The organism is Danxiaibacter flavus (genome assembly GCF_041060425.1).
Taxonomy (GTDB): Bacteria; Bacteroidota; Bacteroidia; order Chitinophagales; family Chitinophagaceae; genus Danxiaibacter; species Danxiaibacter flavus.
This window is the reverse complement of sequence record NZ_JAULBC010000010.1, coordinates 144,440-168,912: the sequence shown is the minus strand read 5'-3', so window position 1 is coordinate 168,912 and position 24,473 is coordinate 144,440. Positions and strand designations below refer to the sequence as shown.

General features: G+C 41.7%; 19 protein-coding genes. 5 read left to right on the top strand and 14 right to left on the bottom strand.

Annotation, left to right across the window (positions count from 1 at the left end; all coding sequences use genetic code 11):
* Positions 1-208: 208 nt before the first annotated feature.
* The 3 genes from QTN47_RS25100 to QTN47_RS25090 all read left to right on the top strand — a co-directional run bounded on the left by QTN47_RS25100 (position 209) and on the right by QTN47_RS25090 (position 5,186).
* Positions 209-1,540 (top strand): sugar porter family MFS transporter, encoded by a 1,332-nt coding sequence (locus tag QTN47_RS25100; protein ID WP_369332201.1) that lies wholly within the window; start codon positions 209-211, stop codon positions 1,538-1,540.
* A gap of 252 nt (positions 1,541-1,792) precedes the next feature.
* Entirely contained in the window at positions 1,793-4,240 is a 2,448-nt protein-coding gene (locus tag QTN47_RS25095) for a glycoside hydrolase family 95 protein (RefSeq protein WP_369332200.1), read from the top strand.
* Positions 4,241-4,700: 460 nt separating this feature from the next.
* Positions 4,701-5,186, top strand: a complete 486-nt coding sequence (locus QTN47_RS25090; RefSeq protein WP_369332199.1) for an Hcp family type VI secretion system effector — start codon at positions 4,701-4,703, stop codon at positions 5,184-5,186.
* A gap of 76 nt (positions 5,187-5,262) precedes the next feature.
* Here the strand turns inward: QTN47_RS25090 and QTN47_RS25085 are convergent, their stop codons facing one another.
* Positions 5,263-6,327, bottom strand: coding sequence for a hypothetical protein (locus QTN47_RS25085; RefSeq protein ID WP_369332198.1), 1,065 nt, complete (start codon positions 6,325-6,327; stop codon positions 5,263-5,265).
* Positions 6,328-6,627: 300 nt separating this feature from the next.
* Positions 6,628-8,094 (bottom strand): Gfo/Idh/MocA family protein, encoded by a 1,467-nt coding sequence (locus QTN47_RS25080; RefSeq protein WP_369332197.1) that lies wholly within the window; start codon positions 8,092-8,094, stop codon positions 6,628-6,630.
* Positions 8,095-8,319: 225 nt separating this feature from the next.
* Between QTN47_RS25080 and QTN47_RS25075 the strand changes: the two genes are divergently transcribed.
* Both QTN47_RS25075 and QTN47_RS25070 read left to right on the top strand, forming a co-directional pair.
* Positions 8,320-8,901, top strand: a complete 582-nt coding sequence (locus QTN47_RS25075) for a glutathione peroxidase (protein WP_369332196.1) — start codon at positions 8,320-8,322, stop codon at positions 8,899-8,901.
* 18 nt (positions 8,902-8,919) lie between these two features.
* Positions 8,920-11,433: a bifunctional glycoside hydrolase family 9 protein/polysaccharide deacetylase gene (locus tag QTN47_RS25070; RefSeq protein ID WP_369332195.1), complete on the top strand. Its 2,514-nt coding sequence runs from the start codon at positions 8,920-8,922 to the stop codon at positions 11,431-11,433.
* On the opposite strand, the gene QTN47_RS25065 is transcribed toward QTN47_RS25070, so the two are convergent.
* From QTN47_RS25065 to QTN47_RS25010, 12 genes are all read right to left on the bottom strand, one after another.
* The gene (locus QTN47_RS25065) at positions 11,400-11,726 is read right to left on the bottom strand and encodes a hypothetical protein (protein WP_369332194.1); all 327 of its coding nucleotides are present in this window, start codon (positions 11,724-11,726) and stop codon (positions 11,400-11,402) included. The genes QTN47_RS25070 and QTN47_RS25065 overlap by 34 nt on opposite strands.
* 51 nt (positions 11,727-11,777) lie before the next feature.
* Positions 11,778-12,248 carry a DinB family protein gene (locus tag QTN47_RS25060; RefSeq protein ID WP_369332193.1) on the bottom strand — a complete coding sequence of 157 codons (471 nt, stop codon included), beginning with the start codon at positions 12,246-12,248 and terminating at the stop codon, positions 11,778-11,780.
* Positions 12,249-12,326: 78 nt separating this feature from the next.
* The gene (locus tag QTN47_RS25055) at positions 12,327-13,121 is read right to left on the bottom strand and encodes a TIGR02757 family protein (protein ID WP_369332192.1); all 795 of its coding nucleotides are present in this window, start codon (positions 13,119-13,121) and stop codon (positions 12,327-12,329) included.
* A gap of 196 nt (positions 13,122-13,317) precedes the next feature.
* Positions 13,318-14,181, bottom strand: coding sequence for a sugar phosphate isomerase/epimerase family protein (locus QTN47_RS25050; protein ID WP_369332191.1), 864 nt, complete (start codon positions 14,179-14,181; stop codon positions 13,318-13,320).
* A 976-nt stretch (positions 14,182-15,157) separates the two neighbouring features.
* Positions 15,158-15,619 (bottom strand): IS200/IS605 family transposase, encoded by a 462-nt coding sequence (gene tnpA / locus QTN47_RS25045; RefSeq protein WP_369332190.1) that lies wholly within the window; start codon positions 15,617-15,619, stop codon positions 15,158-15,160.
* A 751-nt stretch (positions 15,620-16,370) separates the two neighbouring features.
* Positions 16,371-17,168: a 3-keto-disaccharide hydrolase gene (locus QTN47_RS25040; RefSeq protein ID WP_369332189.1), complete on the bottom strand. Its 798-nt coding sequence runs from the start codon at positions 17,166-17,168 to the stop codon at positions 16,371-16,373.
* A 26-nt stretch (positions 17,169-17,194) separates the two neighbouring features.
* Complete coding sequence (locus QTN47_RS25035) at positions 17,195-18,667, bottom strand: glycoside 3-dehydrogenase (RefSeq protein WP_369332188.1); 1,473 nt, start codon at positions 18,665-18,667, stop codon at positions 17,195-17,197.
* A gap of 648 nt (positions 18,668-19,315) precedes the next feature.
* Positions 19,316-19,888, bottom strand: coding sequence for a gluconate 2-dehydrogenase subunit 3 family protein (locus QTN47_RS25030; protein WP_369332187.1), 573 nt, complete (start codon positions 19,886-19,888; stop codon positions 19,316-19,318).
* A 310-nt stretch (positions 19,889-20,198) separates the two neighbouring features.
* Positions 20,199-21,911: a GMC oxidoreductase gene (locus tag QTN47_RS25025; RefSeq protein ID WP_369332186.1), complete on the bottom strand. Its 1,713-nt coding sequence runs from the start codon at positions 21,909-21,911 to the stop codon at positions 20,199-20,201.
* An 80-nt stretch (positions 21,912-21,991) separates the two neighbouring features.
* Complete coding sequence (locus tag QTN47_RS25020) at positions 21,992-22,174, bottom strand: hypothetical protein (protein WP_369332185.1); 183 nt, start codon at positions 22,172-22,174, stop codon at positions 21,992-21,994.
* 89 nt (positions 22,175-22,263) lie between these two features.
* The gene (locus QTN47_RS25015; RefSeq protein ID WP_369332184.1) at positions 22,264-22,437 is read right to left on the bottom strand and encodes a hypothetical protein; all 174 of its coding nucleotides are present in this window, start codon (positions 22,435-22,437) and stop codon (positions 22,264-22,266) included.
* A gap of 261 nt (positions 22,438-22,698) precedes the next feature.
* Positions 22,699-24,432, bottom strand: a complete 1,734-nt coding sequence (locus tag QTN47_RS25010; protein ID WP_369332183.1) for a GMC oxidoreductase — start codon at positions 24,430-24,432, stop codon at positions 22,699-22,701.
* Positions 24,433-24,473 lie beyond the last annotated feature (41 nt).

The following is a 24,473-nucleotide window of genomic DNA, read 5'->3' as shown; positions in this document are numbered from 1 at the left end:
TCATCAAAAAAAATAATCGTTCCTTTTGTTGAAATACATACCTTGGTGGTCGGATAAAATACTACAATCACCTACGGTTGCCTGCAAGCTTACTTCATTCAGGCTGGTGTTGTTTTCTTCCGTACACTATGCGGATCATCCACAACAACACATAACAAAGGCAGCATGCTTAACCCCTTCCCGGTGGTAATGGGAACTAATGAAAATTATGTCACACACATCCTTTAACCGAGCCTACATTCTGGGCGTTTCATTTATTTCTGCTTTGGGCGGATACTTGTTTGGGTTTGATTTTGCTGTGATCTCCGGAGCACTACCTTTTTTACAAAAACAATTTGGCCTGGACGCCTATTGGGAAGGCTTTGCAACTGGTGTATTGGCATTAGGCGCCATCATCGGATGCATGATAGGCGGTGCTGTTTCTGATAAATACGGCCGGAGAAAAGGCTTGTTACTGGCTGCTGCTATTTTCGGTGTTTCCTCTCTTGCAATGGCTTTTGCGCCTGGTCGCGATCTCTTTATTGGCGCACGCTTCGTTGCAGGAATAGGTGTTGGGTTGGCCTCGATGCTATCTCCTATGTACATTGCGGAAATATCACCTGCACATTTACGCGGTCGCATGGTTGCCATTAATCAGCTTACAATAGTTCTTGGAATACTAATTACAAACATTGTGAATTATAGCCTGAGAAATAATGGTGACGACGCGTGGCGCTGGATGTTTGGTTTGGGATGCATTCCTTCTTTTTTATTCTTTGCGGGCGCATTATGGTTGCCTGAAAGTCCGCGTTGGTTAGTCAGTGCAGGATTCAAAGACAAAGCGGTAAAAGTATTTGAAAAAATAGGTGGAGTTGAATTTGCGCAGGAATCACTTGCAACAATTTCAAAATCCTTAAACGGTAATGATAAGCACATCACACCTTCCATATTCAACAAGGCAGTTTTTCCTGCCGTAATTGTAGGTATTGGCCTGGCAATGTTTCAGCAATTGTGCGGCATAAACGTTGTATTCAACTATACACCAAAAATATTTGAAAGCATTGGTGTTGCGCAAGATGGACAGTTGTTACAAACAGTTTTCATCGGCGGCGTTAACCTTGTATTCACACTGCTTGCCATGATGCTAATTGATAAACTGGGAAGAAAACCATTGATGTTACTGGGTGCAGGCGGACTTGCGATCTTATATATCGTGGTAGTGAGAATGCTGGCTGCAGGTTCAGTAAATGTCTCCTGGTTTCTGTTGTCATCTATCGGCGTGTATGCTATGTCCCTGGCGCCGGTTACCTGGGTGTTGATATCTGAAGTATTTCCCAATAAAGTTCGTGGCAAAGCAACTTCAATAGCAGTAATAGCATTATGGGCAGCCTACTTTGTATTGGTGTTTACATTCCCCATTTTATTTGACAGGTTGAAAGATGGAACTTTCTATATCTACTCAACGATTTGTTTCCTCGGTTTAGTATTTATCTGGACAAAAGTGAAAGAAACAAAAGGAAAAACGCTGGAAGAGCTGGAAGGAATTGTTGTGGCACATTAGTTGAATGGAAAATGTGCGAATTTGAGAATGTGCGGATGTGCGAATGTGCGAATGTGCAAATGTGCGGATGTGCAAATGGCATACGCCTCGGTGTGTCGCTGTGTCGTTTCCGTGTCACTCTGTGTAACTGTATTTTAAAACTCTACACAGAATACCATGGAAAAGATGCTTGATATATTTTTTAATCTGTCAAAAAGAACTTTGTTTGCTATCAGCTGATTGCTAACAGCTGATAGCTCAACCATCATCAACATGAAAAAAATTTTCTTCGCGTTTCTTGCCGGAATAACCACATCCGTCTCGCAGGCTCAAAGTGATGTGCGCATGCTTTTTAACGAACCTGCATCCAACTATATGTCATCTTCACCCCTTGGAAATGGCAGGCTGGGTGCAATGGTATTTGGCCGTGCGGACAGAGAACGGATCGTGCTTAACGAGATTTCCATGTGGAGCGGAGGTGTGCAAGACGCTGACGATAAGAGTGCCAGTAATTATCTCCCGTTGATAAGAAAGCTTTTGGTACAAGGCAAGAACTACGAAGCACAGGAATTGATGCAGAAGCACTTTATCTGCAAAGGACCGGGTTCCGGTTCCGGCAATGGGGCAAACGTCAAATTTGGATGCTATCAAACATTAGGCGACCTGTTTATCAACTGGGCGAACGGAGACAAACCTGTCACAGACTATCGCCGTACACTTCAACTTGATAATGCTATTACAAAAACAGAATGGGAACGTGATGGCGTTATATATACTGAAGAAGCTTTTGTATCCGCGCCGCAGCAGGTGATCGCTGTAAGATTAAGATCTTCAAAGCCCGGCGGTCTTTCGTTTTCCACAAGGCTCTACAGAAAAGAACGCGTTGCATACACATTCAATAATAAGCAGATGGTTATGCGAGGCGCATTGAACAGCGAAGGCGATGAAGGCGTTCGCTATGCCAGTGTACTGAAGGCCATCCCGTCAGGTGGAAAGCTTACAACAACAGATACCAGCCTCGTTATCTCTAATGCAAACGAATGTATCCTGCTTGTTGGTGCAGCAACGGACATGAACTGGCCCAATGTAGAAGCGCGCGGAAAAGATCCATTGGTTATTGTACAAAGCACCTTGCAAAAAGCATCTCAAATCTCATGGTACCAGCTGGTAACTGCCCATACCAATGATTTTCAATCTTATTTCAATCGTTGTCGCCTTCAGTTTGAAAAAACTGACAATCCCGGTAATTACCTGGATGTAGAACAAAGATTGAAACGATTTGGAAAAGGCGAGGAAGATGCGGACCTGGTGAGCATGTATTTCAACTTCGGCAGATATCTGCTCATTTCATCATCACGGCCAGGAGGTTTACCAGCCAATCTTCAAGGGCTTTGGGCTGATGAATATCAAACACCCTGGAATGGTGACTATCATACCGACATTAATGTACAAATGAATTACTGGCCGGCAGAACTCACCAATCTTAGCGATTGCCATAAGCCATTATTCACATTGCTGCGCCAGATGGCTAAGTATGGAAAAAAAACTGCAAAAGCATATTACAATGCAGATGGCTGGGTAACACATCCCATCACCAATCCGTGGGGATACACATCTCCGGGAGAGAGCTCCAATTGGGGTTCAACAGTTACAGGCGGCATTTGGGCAGCCACGCATTTATGGCAGCATTATCAATATACACTTGATAAAAAATTCCTGGCTTCTGTATACCCTATCCTTAAAGGCGCCGCACAATTTTATACAGACATTTTGATTGCAGAGCCTTCGCACAAATGGCTGGTTACCGCACCATCTAATTCGCCGGAAAATTCTTTCTACATGCCTGATGACAGCAGCCATATTGTAGCGAATTGCATGGGACCAACCATCGACAATCAATTGGGACGGGAAATTTTGGGTGAAGCAATGAAGGCTGCAGCCATTTTAAATGTCGACAAAGGCTGGGCAGATACGCTTGGCATGATCGCGAAACGACTGCCTCCAAACATTATCAGTCCTTCTACCGGAGCATTGCAGGAATGGCTGGTTGATTATAAAGAACCGGAACCTGAACATCGCCATACGTCTCATTTGATGGGATTATATCCATTAGATGAGATTACGCCGTGGGACACACCGGATCTTGTCAATGCTGTTAAAACCACTTTGGAAAGACGCAACAAAGGTGGTATTGGCTGGGCCTGGGCATGGCGCATTAATATGTGGGCGAGAATGCAGGATGGTGATAAGGCAATGTCATTTTTACGGGCGTTCCTCACTCCTTCTACTGTTACATCTGTTGAATACAGCCAGGGTGCCGGTACTTATCCCAATCTGTTTTGCGCGGGACCTCCGTACCAGATTGATGGAAATCTGGGGGCAACCGCAGGTATTGCAGAAATGCTGTTGCAAAGTCATGGAAAAGACAATGTGATCAGGTTGTTACCAGCGTTGCCGGGTGATTCTTCTTTACAAACAGGCAACGTGAAAGGACTATGCGCACGGAACGGATTTGAAGTCTCCTTTAACTGGAAGAATGGTAAAGTGTTCTATGCCGAAGTGTTTTCAAAAGGAGGTCAGCAATGCAATATTCTTTTACCAGCGGGTGGATCAGTGGAAGATGTAAATGGCAAAGCAGTTACGCTGGAGCAAAAAGGCAATGGAATTGTTTCGTTTGCTACAAAGGCCGGAGCCAGGTATTTTATAAGGGTGAAGCAATAAATCAACTCTTTAGAAGATTGCAGTGTCTTTTAATCAACATAATAATTTCTTCTAATAAAATCAAGATGACCGTCGTTGTTGGTATGCCGCATAGCACATGCCCGCGGTGTACCAACAACTAATCATTGACGCTATTATCAGCATAATAATGTCACAATTTATGTGAACGCCCCTGGTGAAAAAATACAGTTATACAGAGTTCCACAGAGAATACCCGGAGTGTCACAGAGAAAGCCCCCAGACTCCTACAAATTGCAATCTGGTAATAATTCAATATGCAAACGTGTCATTACCATACAAAAACAGCCCTCCGTTGTTGGTATTCGTACCAAGTCTCAGTTTCAACAAAACTGTTTGAATTACTATAAACTATTTGTAATTTGTTACTGTATTAGTAAGGTCAATTCAGCAGCAAGATCTCCGCAATAGCTTTTCAGACACACCCTTAAACTTAACAACTATGTCAGTAGAAATTTTTTTAAAACTTGATGGAATAAACGGTGAAAGCATGGCCAAAGGCCATGAAAATTGGATCGAGATCCTTACTTATTCCTGGGGTATTCGTGAAGAACTGCTTGCTACGAACACCGGTGGTACAGCAGTAGCGGGCAAAGCAGTGTTTTCTGATGTCGCCCTGACAAAAATCCTTGACTCGTCAAGCATCCCCATTCGTATTCATTGTGCATCTGCAAAAAGGATCCCTAATGCTATACTGGATATCGTGTTGTACGGAAATTATCCTGAACCTCTCTATCAGGTAAAACTGTACGATGTAATCATCACAGGTGTAGGCAGTAGTGCTAATGAGGGAGTGGAAAAACCAAGAGAAACGCTTTCACTTAATTACGCACGTATAGAATGGTCATATTCAATGCAGGATATCAAGGGAAATATAGGAACGCCGATTAAAGGAGGTTGGGATGTAAAAAAGAATATTCAGCTTTGATCGCAACCTTTAAAGTAAACCATACAGAGTTCTGCCTTATAAAAAGAAAAAAGCCGCTCGCGCGGCTTTTTTGCAATTAAGTATTCGCGGATAGAACCGATCTCTTTTCATCAATAGAATGACTACTATCAAACGCATTGAGATTCAGCTTGTATAGCATCGCAGTGCCAAGCATCAGCGGAACCCACAAACGAAACTCGATCAGTAGTCCTATAAAAAATATCATTACCACGTAAGGCAATGTAAATAAGATAAAATTGCGTACAAGCTTCTTGTTTTCCGCTTTTGTCGCGGCCTTGAACAGCAAGTAAAAGATGATGATCGCAATAAAAATTCCCAGCATCGCAGATGGACGCAACGAAAGATTTTGTGACAGTTTCGAATTCTCAGAGATCTGAACCGTTGTACTGTTTACATACATTCTTAGTCCAACATAAGCCACAAAAAAACTGATCACGGGTAAAATCATTTTTTTGATCCAACTCCAGTCAAGTCCGTTTATTGTAAAATAAATTGCTGCCATCAGGCTCAAAATCAGTACTGCAGATTCTCTTATTAATGTCGCTATAAATATCAGCGCACAGGTAGCGATCACTAACAGCAGATTGTTATTACTTCTTAAATATTTCAGAAAAACGGTAAATGTAATCACCTCAAAAAAATATGCAGGTATATCATATGGCGTAGGCACAAACTGCGTAATCGCAATAATCAGTGTTAAGATCACCGTTGTAAAGATCTTGTCCGTTTCATTCATGTTAAACCACGAGGTATGATCAAACAAGTACAATAAGCCAAGTGCCAGCAAAACAGAAAACACACCGTTGATGATGTAATACACCATGTAAAAAAGCGGGTCGGCATTTGGATCCAGCGCAAACAATCTTTTCTCATAGATCTTGCCTTCCTTCATATTCTGAAGTGATTTCTTCTCCTTCAGTTTATGATACAGCCACAAATGCAGTTCCCTCCCCAACACGCGGTATTTGAAAACTGAATTTTCGTAGAACGTGCGAAATCCGCTTTCAGAAAAAATATTAGGCTGATAGTTACTGGTAAACCTGTAATACATTACGTATTGTATCAGCAACGGGAATAGTATACCAATGAACAGGTAACGTGTAATTGAAGATAACTTCATGCGTGTTTGTGATTTTGGGTGCCTGAATCAATCGATTTGGTATAATCAACAAGGATATGAGACTTTGGAGAAATGAAAGGTAATACAATGTTACGCAACCGGTTAAATGATACAAACCATTCCGGCTTTATTTTTTTATGATTAACCCATTTTGCAAACTAACACCCGTTTTCACGGGAAAATTCATTTACCGTAAGTCTTGCTTGCAACTAGCAAATAATGCTCCATTCTGGCCAGGCACAAAAAAAATCCGGAGCCACCGATGATTCAATGGCTCCGGATATAGCTTATTTTTTATTCTTAGATGGTTTCGTTCAGGCTCCAACCACCTCTGTATTGGCGTTTTACAAACTGGTTTGCCTCATCAAAGTTAGTAATCTTCATATTAGGACCATCCCACAATAATTTGATGTAACGACCAGGATATTCAGTTTTTTCACCTACTTTTTTCTGAATGTCGTAGCTGCGGATAGCCAAGTTACCCATCAGGACAGTTTCTGTCAAAGGACCAGCAACATCGAAGCGAGAGCTCAGGTTATTTGCTTTTTCGCTTCCGTAGCCGGCAATTGCTGCTTCAACCCATGCAGCATAGTGTCCGCCTTCACCGCCCGGAACCCGTGCGATGGTCTGCGGTACTTTTGTTTGAGCGGTTTTTGATGTAGGCAACAATTGTGGGTTAACACCATATGTACCGCACATCATCTTTCCTTTGGTACCGATAAACAGCGCACCGTTTCCACCATCGCCCATTTCTTCATTAGGACCTAATTCAGGAAGACGTGCCGGCTGAATTCCACCATCCATCCAATGGAATTCCAGGTTTGGTTTTCCTTTTTGTTCGAATGTAAGGATGATGTGAGAAGAAATCGGACCACTTTCAGGATAAAACGCTTTGTGCCATGGCTCTATGTATCTTGTAGAAACGCTACACTCAGCAGAAATAGGATAGCCAAGCTCAAGCACCTGGAACGGAGGAGCTATGATATGACAACCCATATCGCCTAACGCACCTGTACCGTAATCCCACCAGCCGCGCCAGTTAAATGGCAGCAATCCGTCAAAATAATCTTTTTGCGGAGCAGTTCCCAACCAAAGATCGAAATCAACTTCAGCGGGAATTTTGCCCGGTGTAGCGGGTCTGCCAACACCTTGTGGCCAAACCGGCCTGTCAGTGTAGCAATAAACTGTATGAACGTCTCCAATTAAACCAGCTTTGTACCAGTCCATTAGCTGACGAACACCGTCACCGCTTGCACCCTGGTTACCCATTTGCGTAACCACTTTATATTTTTTTGCAGCTTTTGTTAATACGCGGGCTTCGTAAATATCGTGTGTAATTGGTTTTTGCACATATACGTGTTTGCCCAATTGCATAGCGGCAATAGCAGCTACAGCGTGTGTATGGTCGGGAGTGGAAACCGAGCAGGCATCAATTGACTTGTGCTCTTTTTCCAGCATTTCCCTGAAATCCTTATAATACTTTGCTTTGGGAAAACGTGCTTTGCTTTTTGCAGCCTGTCTGTCATCCACATCGCACAGTACAGCTATTTCAGCTTTTCCGCTTTTGTAAAAGTTGGCAAGATCGCTTTCTCCTTTACCACCCACACCAATACCGGCAATCACCAGTTTATCGCTGGGGGCAACAAAGCCTCGTCCCAAAACGTGTCTTGGAACGATATACATACCTGCAAATGCTGCTGCAGAATTTCGGATAAACTTTCTCCGGGAGTTGTCGGTTTTTTTTGTTGGTTGTTTGCTGTTTTCCATAAAAAACTATCGTTAGCGATTATTAAAAGGAATTAAGGACGTGAATTTAAAGAATTCTGATAAAGAAAGAGGTCCGGAATGAAATAAAACTTAAATTTTAATATTTCCATCATGTACCCTGATGTAGGAATGTTCTCACAAATAAATGTCACCGAAACAAATGCATTGATAACCGAATGATAATTAACTTTAAGTATATACACTAAATTCAAAAATCCTGGAAAGATGACCTTTAAACAAAAGCTATTGCGACTGTTTTATCCCCTGCTTATGCGGCTTTCGGCATCCCGCAGACGTATCCTGGAGAACACGGGCCGGCAAATTCCGGTTATTTCATTTCACTCGCTGCAAACACTGGCCAATAACGGAAGGTCATTTGCATTTGACCAACTAAAAGGTCGCAAAGTTTTATTAGTCAACACGGCAAGTGATTGCGGTTATACCGCGCAATATGCAGAACTGGAACAATTAAACAGACAGTTTAATAATATACTGGAGATAATCGCCTTCCCTACCAATGATTTTAAAGAACAGGAGAAAGGAACGGACGAAGAGATTGAGCGTTTCTGCAAAATGAACTATGGTATTACTTTTCCGATCATGAAAAAGTCCAGTGTTTTAAAAGGTGCCGGGCAGAATGAAATTTTTGAATGGCTAACAAACAAAGACAAAAATGGATGGAACGATAAGGACCCATCATGGAATTTTTCTAAATACCTGGTAAATGAAGAAGGCATACTAACACACTATTTCGAGCCTGCAGTGTCCCCCATGGACGAAGAAGTAAAAAAAGCCATCAAACAATAAAATCTCAAGCATCATCTCATGCATAAGGTCTTTTACATAATACTTTGTTGTATCGTTTGCTGCTCTGTTCAGGCAAAAATCAACAAGGCAAGCTCCGTTATACGCATTAATCAGCTTGGCTATACAATATTTGGTAGTAAGACGGCTGTGTGGTGCAGTAAAGAAGCGGATCAGATAGATTCGTTTTATGTGGTGGATGCAACTTCACAAAAGAAAGTATTTGCAGGTACAGCCGGTGACCCATTTGGCGCTTATGGCCCATTTGTTCAAACGTACCGGTTACGTTTCAGTACATTCAACAAGCCGGGAACATATGTTATAAAAGCAGGCAATGCAGTTTCACCTCAATTTAAAATAGGCGATGATGTATACAACGGTGCAGCAGATTTTTGCTTGCAATACATGCGCCAGCAGCGTAGCGGCTTTAATCCGTTTTTGAAAGACAGTTGTCATACATATGATGGCTTTACCGTTTATGCACCGGTACCGGACGGAACCCACATTGACGTAGTTGGCGGGTGGCACGATGCTACAGATTATTTGCAATACGCAACAACATCAGCCAATGCTACCTATCATCTGCTCGCAGCCTATCGCGATTTTCCTTCTGTATTTGCTGATCAGAAGCAGGCGAACGGACGCGATGGCAAAAATGGAATTGCAGATGTAATGGATGAAGCTAAATGGGGATTGGACTGGTTGTTAAAAATGCATCCGAAAGATGACTGGCTCTTCAACCAGTTGGGAGACGACCGCGACCACAAAGGCATGCGGCTACCAGGATTGGATACCAATTTTTATGGAAGGGGCTTTGAGCGACCTGTTTATTTCTGTACAGGTCAACCCCAGGGTCTCTTAAAATATAAGAACAGGGCAACGGGTGTTGCGTCTACAGCAGGCAAGTTTGCGAGTGCCTTCGTGTTAGGCAGTGAACTGTTTGGCTCCATCAATCAACAATATGCTTCGTTGCTGTCCGGCAAAGCCATTACAGCTTACCAGCTGGGTATTCAAAAGCCCGGCGCCTGTCAGACAGCACCTGGCAGTGCTCCTTATTTTTATGAAGAAGATAATTGGACGGATGATATGGAACTTGCTGCAGCCGCGTTGGCAAAAACAAATAAAAATGCAACGCTTGACGATGCATATAATATGGCGCTTAAAGAACCAGTTACGCCCTGGCTTGGAAAAGATACTGCTAAACATTACCAATGGTATCCGTTTATTAATGTAGGCCATTATGAGTTGGCCAAACAATTAACCGGCGCAAAGAAAGATACGATCATTAACTTCTACGGGAATGGCATCGACCGGGTATGGAACAAGGCACAACACAATGCATTCTATCGCGGCATTCCCTTTATCTGGTGCAGCAATAACCTTACTACATCATTTGCCATTCAGTGTGTTTGGTACCGCATGCTCTCCGGAGATAACACATATACCGAACTGGAGCAGGCAAACTTTGATTGGTTATTTGGATGTAATCCGTGGGGAACAAGTATGGTATACGGATTGCCTTCATGGGGAGATACACCGGTTGATCCTCATTCATCTTTCACGCATCTTTATCAATATCCCATCAATGGAGGCCTGGTTGATGGACCGGTATATACAAATATCTTCAACAGCTTGCTGGGTATTCATCTCGGACACGAAGATGAATATAAGGATTTCCAAAGTAGTCTTGCTGTTTACCATGATGACTTTGGCGACTTCAGTACAAATGAACCTACGATGGATGGAACAGCTTCGCTTATCTACCTTTTAGCGGCGAAGGAAGCTGAAGCACACAGTAAATTCATCAAAGATGCCGGCGCGATAACAAGAGTAAAAACTGACAAGAAAGTTATTTCACTTGTATTTACTGCAGATGAAACGGGCGAAGGTTTGCCGGCGATTATTAAAGCGCTGGACAAACAAAATATTAAAGCCTCGTTTTTCTTTACAGGAAGATTTTATCGTAACAAACAGTTTCAGCCACATATAAACCAATTACTGAAACGAGGCGATTATCTTGGTCCGCATTCCGATATGCATCCCTTATACTGCGATTGGAAAAAGCGCGATAGCCTGCTTATCACAAAAAAGGCTTTCAATGCAGATCTTGATCGCAATTACATTGCCATGCATGCGGCCGGCATTGATACCAGTAAGGTTCATTTATTCATTCCACCATATGAGTGGTATAACCAGGCAATTGCTGACTGGAGCAAACAACGGAACATTCAACTATTTAACTTTTCTCCCGGAACTTTTAGCAATGCTGACTACACCTGGCCACAATTGCCAAACTACAGAAGTAGTGAAACAATATTGTATTCTATAAAAAGATATGAAGCAGATAACGGAATGAATGGCTTTATTCTTTTATTGCATGCCGGCACCGACGCAAAAAGAACAGACAAATTTTATAACCATCTCGAAGAATTGATCAACTGGGCGAAAGAGCGAGGTTACGAGTTCAAAAAAATAGATGAATTAATTAACTTGTTTGGCCGTCACCATTTTTCATCGTCTGGTATATCTGAATGATTTTTGAATTGCTTTCTGCTTTGTATTTTTTGCAGCTCACGCTCAATCATCATATTGGCGATCAGCAAGCCGGCGTCCGTTTGTGAAGTAGCCAATGTTTGCTTCAATTTTTTCTCGCTGATATCCATCCTGTACAGCAATTGCACCAACCGGCTAAAATCATGATTGATCAGCTGATGGATATATTGCGCGAGCGATTCAACAAATTGCTGAAAGCTTGACTGTGGCAATAACTGCTTGTCAGCAACTTTCTCAACAATAATATGCTGGATTTCTATTTCTTCCTGTTTCATACGAATTCTGTGAAGCAATAATCCTGGTTATCTTTTATCGAAATTGGCTGTTTAGTTGCCTGAGCGGATCAATTTCTTTAGAATAACAATCTGGCCAAGATGATAATAGCCATGTTCTGTTACGCCGTGCAGACTTTTATATTTTGATGAATTATCTTCAACGATAGGTTCCTGCAGTGTATCGTCTGCAATTAGTCTTACTGCATCGGCCAGTTCCTGCGCGCTTTCAAGATTATTTTCTTTCAACAGTTCCCATGCTGCGTCATTTTCCAATGGAGGAAGATTATACCCGTTTATTTCGTCGATTGAAGGATTTTTTCCATGCAGCCGATCCAATATGATCTTGTTATAAAATGTTATATGATGCACAAGGGAAGCTATGGTATTAGGCGATGCTTTTGTCTTCGTAATTGCCTCTTTCAATGTTACATCCTGCAAAGTTTCCCGAACGTTTACATCAGTCCAGTTATTACCAAAATAAAGCTCCAATATATGTTGTGCAATGGCTTCAGAAATTTTCATACAATAAAGTTTAAATATAGAAAAAGTAAAGTGTACACTATGTGCATTTTCAATTCTCCATTTTCAATTTTACAGTAATTAAACATACTTCTCAATCACACCCAATCCGAATAAAGCAAAATCATATTTTACGGGATCCAAAGGATCAAGCTGTCTCAGGTATTGTGTTAATTCCACTGCGGCGGGCCAGTTGATTTGTTTTTGCTGTAATAAATTAAATCTTTTTGCCACACGCGCCACATGCAGATCTACCGGGCAAATCAAAACTGAAGGATCTATATTCTCCCAGATACCAAAATCCACGCCATTATTGTCACGTCGAACCATCCACCGTAAAAACATATTCAGCCTTTTACAGTTACTGTTCTTCTCCGGAGTTGCAATATGTTTTCGCGTTCTGGGCGGCACAAATTCAAGCGAAAAGAAATAATGATGAAATGAAATAAGCATTGCTTCCGCCATCCCGCCACCTTTTTGAGGTGCAATTTTGTCCGCATACATTAAGAAGGCAGATTCCAGGCTTTCATGTTGTTGGTAATGATGCGCTAAAAACTCGACAAAATATAAAAGATCTGTCGTGTTGAAAGTGCGATGTTTGAAATGTAATAATTTCTTTAAATCCGACTCCGTATGCTGAAGTATAAAATCGTGTGGCGCATTATCCATCAGCCTCATTAATTCTTTTGACTTATTGATAATGATGGTGCGATTTCCCCAGGCGAAAATGGATGCAAAAAAACCTGCGACCTCAATATCCTGCTTTTTCGTAAACATGTGCGGGATGCAAATAGGATCATCCTTGATGAACTGCGGCCTGTCGTATTCCTCCACTTTTTTGTTAAGAAAATCCCTGAGCTTTTTTGTTTCATCCATACCGCAAAGATAAACCGAATATGATGTATGATGTACGATATACGATGTACGATGTACGTACCCTGTTGTCAATACCGAAAGTATTTTAGGCGGTTTACGATTTTAGAGATATTGGAGACAGTAGTGAAGGGAGTAAGCGCATACAAAAAAAGCTGCCTCATACAGAACGAGGCAGCTTTTTTATTGCTATAATTTTTTAGATGCTTAGATTCTTCATATAAGCTGCATCAGCCTTAGCACTTTCTAAAGACGTGCTGTTGTCATAGCGTTCCTGTTCAACAATAAAATATTCAACGCCAGACTTTTTAGCAGCAGTAAGAATAGTTGGGTAATCAATTTGTCCCTGCCCTAATATGCATGATGCATCTGCATCTTTAGGATCAGCACCTTTCTTCCTGTCTTTTACGTGGCAGAGTCTCCAGCGTTTGCCGTATTTTTTCAGGTAGGCATTAATATCTGCGCCGCCTGTAATTACCCAGTACATGTCCATTTCAAAATCAACGGTGTCCGGGTTTGTGTTATCCATCATAACATCCTGTGGAATTTGACCGTCTAACGTCTGGAAAGAATATCCGTGGTTGTGATAAGCGAAGCGGATGCCATTCTTTTTACAGATTTCGCCTTTTGCATTGAATTCATCTGCAAAGCGTTTGAAATCATCAATGCCTTTCTGAGGGCCTTTGTAAGGACAGATCAGGTATTTCATACCTATTGAAGCTGCATCTGCTGCTTTCTTTTCAAAATCTTTGCTGATGTCGCAATGGCTTGAAACAAATTTCAAATTCAGATCATCCATATATTTTTTGAAGTCTGAAGGAGTCATTCCCCAGAACATTCCCTGCGGACCTTCATAACCTTCAGCTTGTGTGTAGCCAAATTCAGCAACTTGTTTTAAAATACCTTTTGGATCTTTAGGCAATACATCTCTCAATGTATACAGCTGTAAACCGAAATCTTTCAATTTTTTGGGCGATGCCGCCAATACGTTTTTTGATAGTGCTGCACCAGCCGCGAACAAACCGGTAGCTTGCAAAAATTGCCTTCTGTTAAATGATGACATAGTTGGTTATTTTTTATTTGATCTCTGATTATTGATGAACAACGGCAAATCATGCCGGTGGCAAACAATGCAAAATAATGTTTGGTGTTTTATAAAGGTTAAAAGTACATTTTTTATGTGATTGAGATTGGGTGATGTTTTGAAACAAAAAGGTGAAGACACCTGACCTGAATTTAAAAAACATTCAAGAAAAATGATGTTTAATAAAACCGAACCATATAAGACATATAAGAAAATGTAAGTATTACCTCACACAGTAAATTTCGTATTCTAAACAAGTGACAACATCTACAAAATTGATGTGGAATAAAAGGCTTTCCATTTCCGTAGAACATTAACCTGCCACCTCTCTTTGTCGATTTAAAAATGAATTAGTCTTAAAGGTTAATGCCCTACGGGCAACGAGAGAGCGGCCCTCGCAAGTTTCTATTGAGCTTAAAGTCCTACGGACTAAGTCGCTAACAATACTGGCTTTTTCTATATTTATTCCGACCTGTGAAATTTTTAGTGTCAAATCTACCTTTGTCAGATTAAATAAAATTTATTACCGTTTGAATCATTTACAACTGTTAGAATTTGAATAGCATTGCCCGTAGGGCATTAAGCTCAATAGAAGGACCGTTGATAAGGCTTTTCGTTGTCCGTAGGACATTAACCTGCCAACCCCACTTTGTCGATTTAAAAATGAATTAGTCTTAAAGGTTAATGCCTATGGGCAACGAGAGAGCGGCCGTCGCAAGTTTCTATTGAGCTTAAAGTCCTACGGACTAAGTCGCTAACAATACTGGCTTTTTCTATATTTATTCCGACCTGTGAAATTTTTAGTGTCAAATCTACCTTTGTCAGATTAAATAAAATTTATTACCGTTTGAATCATTTACAACTGTTAGAATTTGAATAGCATTGCCCGTAGGGCATTAAGCTCAATAGAACCCAAACACCGAAACGATCCGTTGTCCGTAGGACATTAACCTATTTACTCGTCCATTTTAAATATATAACGCTCGTCATAATCTATTCCAAAAGCCTTCAAAAACGCTATATACTCCTGTTTAAAATTGAGTTTCTTATGATGCGCCTCCTGGTTTTCGATATAAGAAATAACATTCGGAATTTGTGACTTCCCGTAAGTAAACGCGCCAAACCCATCCTGCCAGGAAAATTTCCCAGGGACAAGTTTGTTTTCGTTAATCCATAAAGAAGAGCTGCGCTTTATGTGATATATTAATTCAGATGGAGATTGCGAGGCATGCATACTTACCAAAATATGAACATGATCAGGCATGCCATTTATCACATATAAAATGTGTTTGTGTTGCTGGATTATTGCGGCGATATACTGGTATAAATCTTTCTTCCAATGATTGCCTATGCAATTCGTCCTGCATTGAACAGCAAATACAAAATGAACATAAATCTGAGTGTAGGTGTTTGCCATATAAAGTTTTTAGGGTTAATGCCCTACGGGCATAAATTGCCGTTGCCGGATTTTTCTATTGAGCTTGAAGTCCTCGGTCTAAATTCCCTGGGATACAAGCTCTCTGTGCATTCATTGCAAAGACTAACAATTTGATTTTCGCACATTTATTTTCTCTCATCACATTTATGAAACCCATATCCGCTTGAACTGACTAAAACTGCTTGAATTTGAACAGCCTTGCCCGTAGGGCATTAAGCTCAATAGAAAACCAGCCCATATGGTCTTCCTTTGTCCGTAGGACATTAACCAGCAAATTTGTTCTATCAATTAAAAAATGAATTATTTAAAATAAGTCGTGATGCATGCCCTTACCATGGTAAGCAGGTTAATGCCCTACGGGCAAAAGTTGCCGTTGCTGGATTTTTCTATTGAGCTTGAAGTCCTACGGACTAAATTCCCTGGGATATTAGCTCTCTGTGCATTCATTGCAAAGACTAAAAATTTGATTTTCGCACATTTATTTTCTCTCATCACATTGATGAAACCCATATCCGCTTGAACTAACTAAATCTGCTTGAATTAGAACAGCCCTGCCCGTAGGGCATTAAGCTCAATAGAAAATCCGATGATATGTTTTTCATTGTCCGTAGGACATTAACCAACCAACTCGTTCGATCGGTTAAAAAATGAATTAATTGAAATAGGTCGTCCTACAGACTAAAAAAGCCGCCCCGCCTCGGCGAAACGGCCTTATTTAAACATGCACAAACTAATCCAATACTTTGATCTTAATATTTCTAAACCAGATATCATCTCCATGGTCCTGTAATCCGATGTAGCCCTCGTGTGCATCGCCGCCGGCTTTGATGAAATTGGGCCAGCCTTTGAATTTGCTGTTTTCGATCATTTTTTCCCAATCGGGCGTCCACAAATGATATTCCACCACATTTGCATCATTCTGTTTATGAACCACGGTGCCTTTGTACACCATAATTCCGCCGGTGTTCCATTCTCCTGCTGGTTTTGCATTTTGTGGATTGGCCGGGATCAAATCATATAACGATGCAGATTTGCGGTTGCCGTTCTTTCCAAGTTTTGCGTCGGGATGGTTGTCATTGTCCAGCACCTGGTATTCCGGAGAGGACTTCCAGATGGGCTCATTGGGAACTTCCTGCGCCAGGTAAAATACACCACTGTTGCCGCCCTTCGCAACCTTATATTCGAATGTCAATTCAAAGTTTTTGAATTTGCGATCGAAGATCAGGTCACCGCCATCTTTACTGCCTGCTTCTCCGGCACCGGAACCGCTGATTTTAATGGCGCCATTGTCAATTGACCATGCTTTGGGAACATCCTGCCGGCCATAACCACGCCAACCCTTGAGTGAGGTTCCATCGAACAGGGTAATCCAGCCGCTATCAGATTGCACTGATGAGGTATTTGACATAGTATCTTTTTTTACGTCTGTTGAATCTTTTTTTCCGCCAGAAAGAAATCCGCCTTCACATGAAGCAAACAAAGTACCGGCGGTTGCAAATAATGCGAACGATCTAATAATTTTTTTCATTGCTTTACTTATTTGTAAGGTTAAAACTAACGAGGCATTTCGGGTAGTGTCCATCCGGAACGGTAAGTATGTTTAATCAGTTCCTGAGCAAACTGTTTGGCTGAGATGGGATCAGTTTTTGATTTATCAAAAGTGGGGTGCCCATCATGAATTTTAAATCCATCCTTGATAATGATCTGAATTTTATCATCATCAGAGATATTGGTAAACTGCATGTTTTCTCCATCCCATAACAATTCGCGGTTTAGCTCCTGCAAACGAACAGCCAATACGCCCATAACCACCATTTCATTCAACGGACCCGCCTCGCTGAACGGAGATGCAGTCGGAACGCGATTGGCCGCGCTTTCTTTACAAGCTCTTACCCAATCCATTTCATGACTTGTTGTAACACGGCGCAATGTTTTTGGCGCGTCTAACGATTTGCCCGAAATAAGCCAGGGATTCATGCCATAGCATCCGCAAATCAATGTGTCCTTGCTGCCATAAAAAATACATGCACCGCCATTGTCATTCAGATCTTTTCCTGTTGGCATTCCTTCAGGACGTACGGGTTTAATTCCACCATCATACCAGAATACTTCAACTTCCGGCAATTTTACTTTGTGAGAAGACTTACGCTGAGGAAATACATAACGTACCATTTCTGCATTCGGCGCACATTCTGTCAATAACATCGTAGAACTTCCCTGTACTTTGGTTGGATGCCCCAATTCCAATGCTTTAAAAACAGGATGAAGAATATGACAAGCCATATCACCCAATGCGCCGGTTCCAAAATCCCACCAGCCGCGCCAGTTCCATGGCGTATAAAGTGGATTATAAGGCCGCATCGCTGCTGGTCCGATAAACAGATCCCAATCCAGATCTGCTGGCACAGTACCATTTCCTTCAGGTCTCGATAATCCCTGCGGCCAGATAGGTCTGTCAGTAAAACAATCAACTCTCTTTACTACTCCTATGCCGCCGTTCCAGATGTACTCACATATTTGTCTCACACCTTCGCCGGATGAACCCTGGTTTCCCATGGACGTAGCGACGTTATATTTCGCAGCGAGCTTATTCAACAGGCGTGATTCGTATACAGAATGCGTAAGTGGTTTTTGAACATAAGTATGTTTACCAAGCGTAATTGCATCTGCAGCAATCATTGCATGCGCATGATCTGCAGTGGCAACAACCACTGCATCGATTGACTTACCCAACTCATCGTACATTCTCCTGTAATCTTTGTACTTCTTTGCATTGGGAAAATGATCAAATACGCGGGCGCTGTATTTCCAGTCCACATCGCAGAGGCCAACAATGTTCTCCGATTCCATATTCTTCAAATTCGCGAAGCCCATTCCTCCGATGCCTATGCCGGCAATGTTCAACTTATCACTCGGTGCTGTATAACCGAACTTCTTGCCCATTACCAGGCCCGGGACGATGGTTAAGCCCATGCCTGCCATAGCCGTATTTCTAATGAAATTTCTACGGGATGATTTTTTTGCCATAACGTTTACTTTAAATTTTCTTATTAGGGTTAATTAAACTGCTTAATCAAAAAAATATCATCAAACAGACATGCAGCCGCATAGACGACGCATGCGTTCACGCTCGTTCAATCGCACTAAGATTTCTGGTGATGTTTCAGATAGGTGAGAGGAGGAGAATCTGTGACAAACAATGTGATTCTTCCTCATGCATAAAACGCCTGTTAAAACGTTTTACATATAGGTTTGAGGAATAAAAGTAGGAGTTTAATTTGAAAACCCCAAAAAGGAAGAAAACACGAAGACACCAAGGACTCGAAGGGGCACAAAGAGATGGGAATTAATTGACAATTGACATTTCCTGCCCGACTAACTTCATTCAGGCGGGGAAAATTGAAATGAAGAAATCATGACGACGCCGGAGTCGAAATGAGAAAGAGAAATACAAACCACAGAGTTAAAAGAGTTTTTTTCACAGAGGGCACAGGAGATTAAGCAACTGTGAAACTCAGTGAAAAAAACTCCTTTAACTCTGTGGTCAAAAAAATCATCATGCAAAAGAAATAGCCACAGAAGCACTGAAGCACAGAAAAAATCTCAGTGCTTCAGTGCCTCTGTGGCCTATAAAATCTTTGTGCTTCTTTGCGCCTCTGCGTCTTAGTGGCAAAATTACAGCGCCCAGGCCTTATCACCTTTTTTGTAAGGGATACAGCCTTCGTATTTACCGGGAACCGGTACATAACGCAATGCCTTTGTAGCACCTACTTCAGAAGTGAAGTAGCCCCACAGCGTTAACTGTTTTACCATCGCGAAATAATGATTGGGATCACCTTCTTTCTTATTCTTGTTGTAATCTTTTGCTTCCTTATCCAACTCAACCAGCAGGTCGTGCTTTTCGTTGGCGGCCAAAGACATAAAGTCTTTATTGTATTTTTTCTTTGCCGCGTCGTTTATTTTGTTAACTGTATCTGCAAAAACTTTCTGATCCTTTTCCGGATAACAATCTGTAACAATTGTCTTCATAAACTCACCAATCTTAGCAGCTTTGGCGCCCGGCGAAGAAGCTGTTGTAGGCAGAATGGTTTCACCCACTTCATCCAAAAAAGCAATATTGTTTGCAGAAAAATCAAGTACGCCGGCTTTTGTTTCGGTGTTTTTACATCCGCTTAAAAAGGCTTCAGCGCCAATAATAGTACCGCCCAATAAAAGCGCTACACGTGATAAGGCGTCTCTCCTGTTCATAATGTTGAAGTTTATAATGTTGGTTAGCGGCGTGCAGCTATCAGCTATCAGCTGTGAGCTATCAGCCCATAAATTTTAGTTAGGTGTCAGGTTTCAGGCGTAAGGTATCAGGTAGCGATACACTCAATCTGAGCGCTGACTATTATCTTATTTTTTACGCCCCGGTTTTAAGCTCTAAGCTTTAGGCTCTGAGCTTATTAAATTCGGGTTTCAGGTGTGAGGTATCAGTTACGAAACACTCAATCTGAAGTCCAATCTAATATTTTATATTATACACAAAGTTCTAAGCTTTAGGCTTTGAGCTTTAAGCTTAAATATTTCCTTTCTTCAATTCCTTCACTGCAAAATCGCAAGCTCTTGCTGTCAACGCCATATAAGTGACGGATGGGTTTTGGCAGGCACTGGAGGCCATGCAGGCACCGTCTGTGATAAATACATTGCTTACTTCGTGCAACTGGTTGTTGCCGTTCAAAACAGAAGTTTTAGGGTCTTTACCCATCCTAGCTGTTCCCATTTCATGAATGCAGAATCCTGGTGCAGGTGCGCTGTCGTAAGTGCCGATATTTTTCAATCCTGCTTTTTCCAGCATTTCAGCCGCACTATTCATCATATCCTTTCGCATGGCTTTTTCATTCTCTTTAAACTCACAATCTATGTCAAGTGTGGGCAAGCCCCATTTATCTTTCTTATCATGGTTCAATGTAACTTTATTTTCATAATAAGGCAGATGTTCACCCCAGCTTCCGATGCCAAAGCTCCATTTTCCGGGCTCTGTCAGTTGTTCCTTTAATTCAACGCCTACACCATCCGCATAGCTGACCCTGTCGCGGTCACCGCCTCCCTGGTAACCAAATCCTCTTACATAATCACTGCGTTTAGTAGCATCGCTGATGTTTCTGAAACGAGGAATGTAAATACCGTTTGCCCTGCGGCCAAAATAATATTGATCTTCAAATCCGTCGTAATCACCATAAGCACCTACGCCGTAATGATGATCCATCAGGTTATGACCAACCTGGCCACTGCTGTTTCCTAATCCGTTCGGAAATACTTCCGAAGTTGAATTAAGCAAAATATGTGTAGTACCTAGCGTCGACGCATTCAGGAAAATGATCTTTGCGTAATACTCATAGGACTTCATTGTTTCTGTATCAATGATTCGTACACCCTTCGCCTTTTTTGTATCCTTATCATAGATCACTTCCTGCACTGTTGAAAACGGACGAAGCGTAAGATTACCTGTCTTTACCGCTGCAGGTAATGTTGCTGAGTTACTGCTGAAATAACCGCCGAACGGACATCCCTCGTGGCATTTGTTTCTATATTGACACGGACCTCTGTCACCCACTTTTACGGTATGATTGGCAGAGCGACCAATGATCATTCTTCTGCCATCAGCAAAAGATTTGTTGATCCTTTCTGCAACGTGTTTCTCCAGGCAATTCATCTCCATTGGAGGAAGAAATTTACCATCCGGTAGTTGTGGCAGATGTTCTATTGACCCGCTTATTCCGACAAAAGGTTCTACATAATCGTACCATGGTGCGATATCCTTATAACGAATGGGCCAATCCACACCGTGACCGTCTTTTGCATTCGCTCCAAAGTCAATATCACTCCAGCGGTAACATTGTCTTCCCCAGGTTAAGGAGCGACCGCCAACATGGTAACCACGAATCCAGTCAAATGGCTTTACCTGGTTGTAAGGATTCTCCTTGTCATTCACAAAGAAATGTCCAGATACTTCATTATAAGCATAGCACTTACTTTGAATTGGACTGTTTTCTTTATCAGTATTATCATTGCTTCCGTGGTGCTTCAATTGCCACGGATCTTTTGTTGTATCAGTGTAATCTGTAATGTGCCTTACATCTCTTCCTCTTTCGAGTACAAGTGTCTTCAACCCTTTTTCACACAGTTCTTTTGCGGCCCATCCGCCACTAATACCAGAACCAACCACGATCGCATCGTAGGTGTTCTGCTGAACTGCTTTGTTGTTTACGTTTAATGTATCTCCGGCCATGTTAAGCTATGAGCTGTCAGCTATCAGCTTTCAGCTCTGTTTAATTTTAAATAGGTTAATTTATTTCGAACTCATCCGTTTTAATTGGTTTCTCTATTTGCACTACACTTTTCAACTGCGACAGTTCTAGCTGAAAGCTGACTGCTAATAGCTAACCGCTTATTTGCGGCCCATCCGCCACTAATACCAGAACCAACCACGATTGCATCGTAGGTGTTCTGCTGAACTGCTTTGTTGTTTACGTTTAATGTATCTCCGGCCATATTAAGCTATGAGCTGTCAGCTATCAGCTTTCAGCTTTGTTTAATTTTAAATAGGTTAATTTATTTCGAACCGATCCGTTTTAATCAGTTCATTTATTTGCGCTATACTTTTCAGCTGCGACAGTTCTAGCTGAAAGCTGACTGCTAATAGCTAACTGCTTATTTGCGGCCCATCCGCCACTAATACCAGAACCAACCACGATCGCATCGTAGGTGTTCTGCTGAACTGCTTTGTTGTTTACGTTTAATGTATCTCCGGCCATGTTAAGCTATGAGCTGTCAGCTATCAGCTTTCAGCTCTGTTTAATTTTAAATAGGTCAATTTATTTCGAACTCATCCGTTTTAATTGGTTTCTCTATTTGCACTACACTTTTCAACTGCGTCAGTTCTAGCTGAAAGCTGGCTGCTGATAGCTGAAAGCTTTTATTATTTCAAACTCATCCTTTTATTCACTTCCTCTATTTGCGTTATTCTTTTCAACTGCGACAGTTCTAGCTGAAAGCTGACTGCTGATAGCTGAAAGCTAGATACTTCCCTTCCTCAACTCCTCCACTGCATGATTTGCCGCTCTTGCAGTTAATGCCATGTACAGAATAGACGGACTTTGATTTCCTGTACTTGTCATGCACGCTCCGTCTGTTACAAAAACATTCTTACAATGATGCAACTGGTTCCACTCATTGAGCATCGATGTTTTGGGATCTTTACCCATTCTGCATCCGCCCATTTCATGAATGTCCAATCCCGGCGCCTGTTTGCTATCATGTGATTCTATATTTTTTACACCTGCCTTTTCCAGCATTTCCGTGCTTTGTGCAAGAAAATCCTTCAGCAACTTCTCATCATTATCATCATAACCAACAGATGTCACCAGTAAAGGAATTCCCCATTGATCTTTTTTATCAGTACTCAATCTTACATGATTACTTTCTTTCGGAATGGTTTCACCTTGCAAATACATGTAAGCATGCCATCCGCCCGGTTCACTCATTGCTTCTTTATAAGCTGCTCCAATTCCTTCCGGCACCGCATTTTCATTTCCTCTTGAGCGGTAAGCCCCCATGAAAGTTGTAAAGCCTCCTACATAATCCATTTCATGCTTGTAGAGATTTCTGTAGTTAGCAAGAATGGGCTCTGTTGGATTTCTTCCGAAATAATATTTGTCCTCATAACCATCTACATCACCATGAACATAACCTCTATAATTATGAAAACACACATATTTTCCCAACACGCCGCTGTCATTGCCTAAGCCGTTCGGAAATCGTTTTGACGTTGAATTTAACAATACCAGATTGCTGTTCAAAGCCGATGCATTTACAAAAATGATCTTCGCAAAATATTCCGTTACTTTTTTTGTATTTGCATCAATTATTCTTACACCTGTTGCCTTTCCTTTTTGTTCATCGTATATAACCGAGTGCACAACAGAAAATGGCCTTACAGTTAAATTTCCTGTACTCTTCGCCCAGGGCAACGTACAACTTACAGAACTAAAATAACCACCAAACGGACAACCCCTCATACACATATTCCTCGCCTGGCATTTGCCACGGCCCTGCTTCAGATGAATTTCATTTGGTTGGGTAAGATGTGCCCAACGTGCATGAACCACGTGCCTGTCGGGATAATTACTCTTTATTTTTTGTCTGATATCACCTTCAATACAATTCAATTCAAAAGGCGGCAGAAAATCTCCGTCAGGCATTGCATCAATACCATCTTTGTTTCCGCAAACCCCAATGAATTGCTCCACATGTGAATACCAGGAAGCAACATCATTATAACCTATCGGCCATTCAATTCCGTAGCCATAACGCGCAGGATTGATAAACTCATAGTTACTCCAACGCTGGCAGGCTCTTCCCCATGTAAGCGATTTGCCACCAACCTGGTAACCACGGATCCAGTCGAAAGGCTTTTCCTGCACATAAGGATGATCTTTATCCTTTATAAAAAAATGCGCCGTATCGTCACCAAATCCTGCTGCTTTACTGATCAAAGGATTCTCATCGAGAAACTCCTTTGTCATGCTGCCTCTATGCTTAAACTCCCATGGGGCTTTTGTTGCTGTGGGGTAGTCTTTTAAATGTTCAACATTTCGTCCCCTTTCCAGCACAAGCGTTTTTAATCCATGCTCGCACAATTCTTTCGCGGCCCAGCCACCACTGATGCCTGACCCTATAACTATTGCATCGAAAGTGTTTTGGTCAACGCCTCCTGAATTAATGTTTATATGTGATGTGTCTTGCGGCATATGGCTGTGAGCTATCAGCTTTCAGCTATCAGCATTTGTGC

Excerpts from the sequence above, each read along its gene's own strand:
- QTN47_RS25100 (WP_369332201.1), top strand. The coding sequence starts at position 209 with ATGTCACACACATCCTTTAACCGAGCCTACATTCTGGGCGTTTCATTT.
- QTN47_RS25095 (WP_369332200.1), top strand. The coding sequence starts at position 1,793 with ATGAAAAAAATTTTCTTCGCGTTTCTTGCCGGAATAACCACATCCGTC.
- QTN47_RS25090 (WP_369332199.1), top strand. The coding sequence starts at position 4,701 with ATGTCAGTAGAAATTTTTTTAAAACTTGATGGAATAAACGGTGAAAGC.
- QTN47_RS25085 (WP_369332198.1), bottom strand. The coding sequence starts at position 6,327 with ATGAAGTTATCTTCAATTACACGTTACCTGTTCATTGGTATACTATTC.
- QTN47_RS25080 (WP_369332197.1), bottom strand. The coding sequence starts at position 8,094 with ATGGAAAACAGCAAACAACCAACAAAAAAAACCGACAACTCCCGGAGA.
- QTN47_RS25075 (WP_369332196.1), top strand. The coding sequence starts at position 8,320 with ATGACCTTTAAACAAAAGCTATTGCGACTGTTTTATCCCCTGCTTATG.
- QTN47_RS25070 (WP_369332195.1), top strand. The coding sequence starts at position 8,920 with ATGCATAAGGTCTTTTACATAATACTTTGTTGTATCGTTTGCTGCTCT.
- QTN47_RS25065 (WP_369332194.1), bottom strand. The coding sequence starts at position 11,726 with ATGAAACAGGAAGAAATAGAAATCCAGCATATTATTGTTGAGAAAGTT.
- QTN47_RS25060 (WP_369332193.1), bottom strand. The coding sequence starts at position 12,248 with ATGAAAATTTCTGAAGCCATTGCACAACATATATTGGAGCTTTATTTT.
- QTN47_RS25055 (WP_369332192.1), bottom strand. The coding sequence starts at position 13,121 with ATGGATGAAACAAAAAAGCTCAGGGATTTTCTTAACAAAAAAGTGGAG.
- QTN47_RS25050 (WP_369332191.1), bottom strand. The coding sequence starts at position 14,181 with ATGTCATCATTTAACAGAAGGCAATTTTTGCAAGCTACCGGTTTGTTC.
- tnpA (WP_369332190.1), bottom strand. The coding sequence starts at position 15,619 with ATGGCAAACACCTACACTCAGATTTATGTTCATTTTGTATTTGCTGTT.
- QTN47_RS25040 (WP_369332189.1), bottom strand. The coding sequence starts at position 17,168 with ATGAAAAAAATTATTAGATCGTTCGCATTATTTGCAACCGCCGGTACT.
- QTN47_RS25035 (WP_369332188.1), bottom strand. The coding sequence starts at position 18,667 with ATGGCAAAAAAATCATCCCGTAGAAATTTCATTAGAAATACGGCTATG.
- QTN47_RS25030 (WP_369332187.1), bottom strand. The coding sequence starts at position 19,888 with ATGAACAGGAGAGACGCCTTATCACGTGTAGCGCTTTTATTGGGCGGT.
- QTN47_RS25025 (WP_369332186.1), bottom strand. The coding sequence starts at position 21,911 with ATGGCCGGAGATACATTAAACGTAAACAACAAAGCAGTTCAGCAGAAC.
- QTN47_RS25020 (WP_369332185.1), bottom strand. The coding sequence starts at position 22,174 with ATGGCCGGAGATACATTAAACGTAAACAACAAAGCAGTTCAGCAGAAC.
- QTN47_RS25015 (WP_369332184.1), bottom strand. The coding sequence starts at position 22,437 with ATGGCCGGAGATACATTAAACGTAAACAACAAAGCAGTTCAGCAGAAC.
- QTN47_RS25010 (WP_369332183.1), bottom strand. The coding sequence starts at position 24,432 with ATGCCGCAAGACACATCACATATAAACATTAATTCAGGAGGCGTTGAC.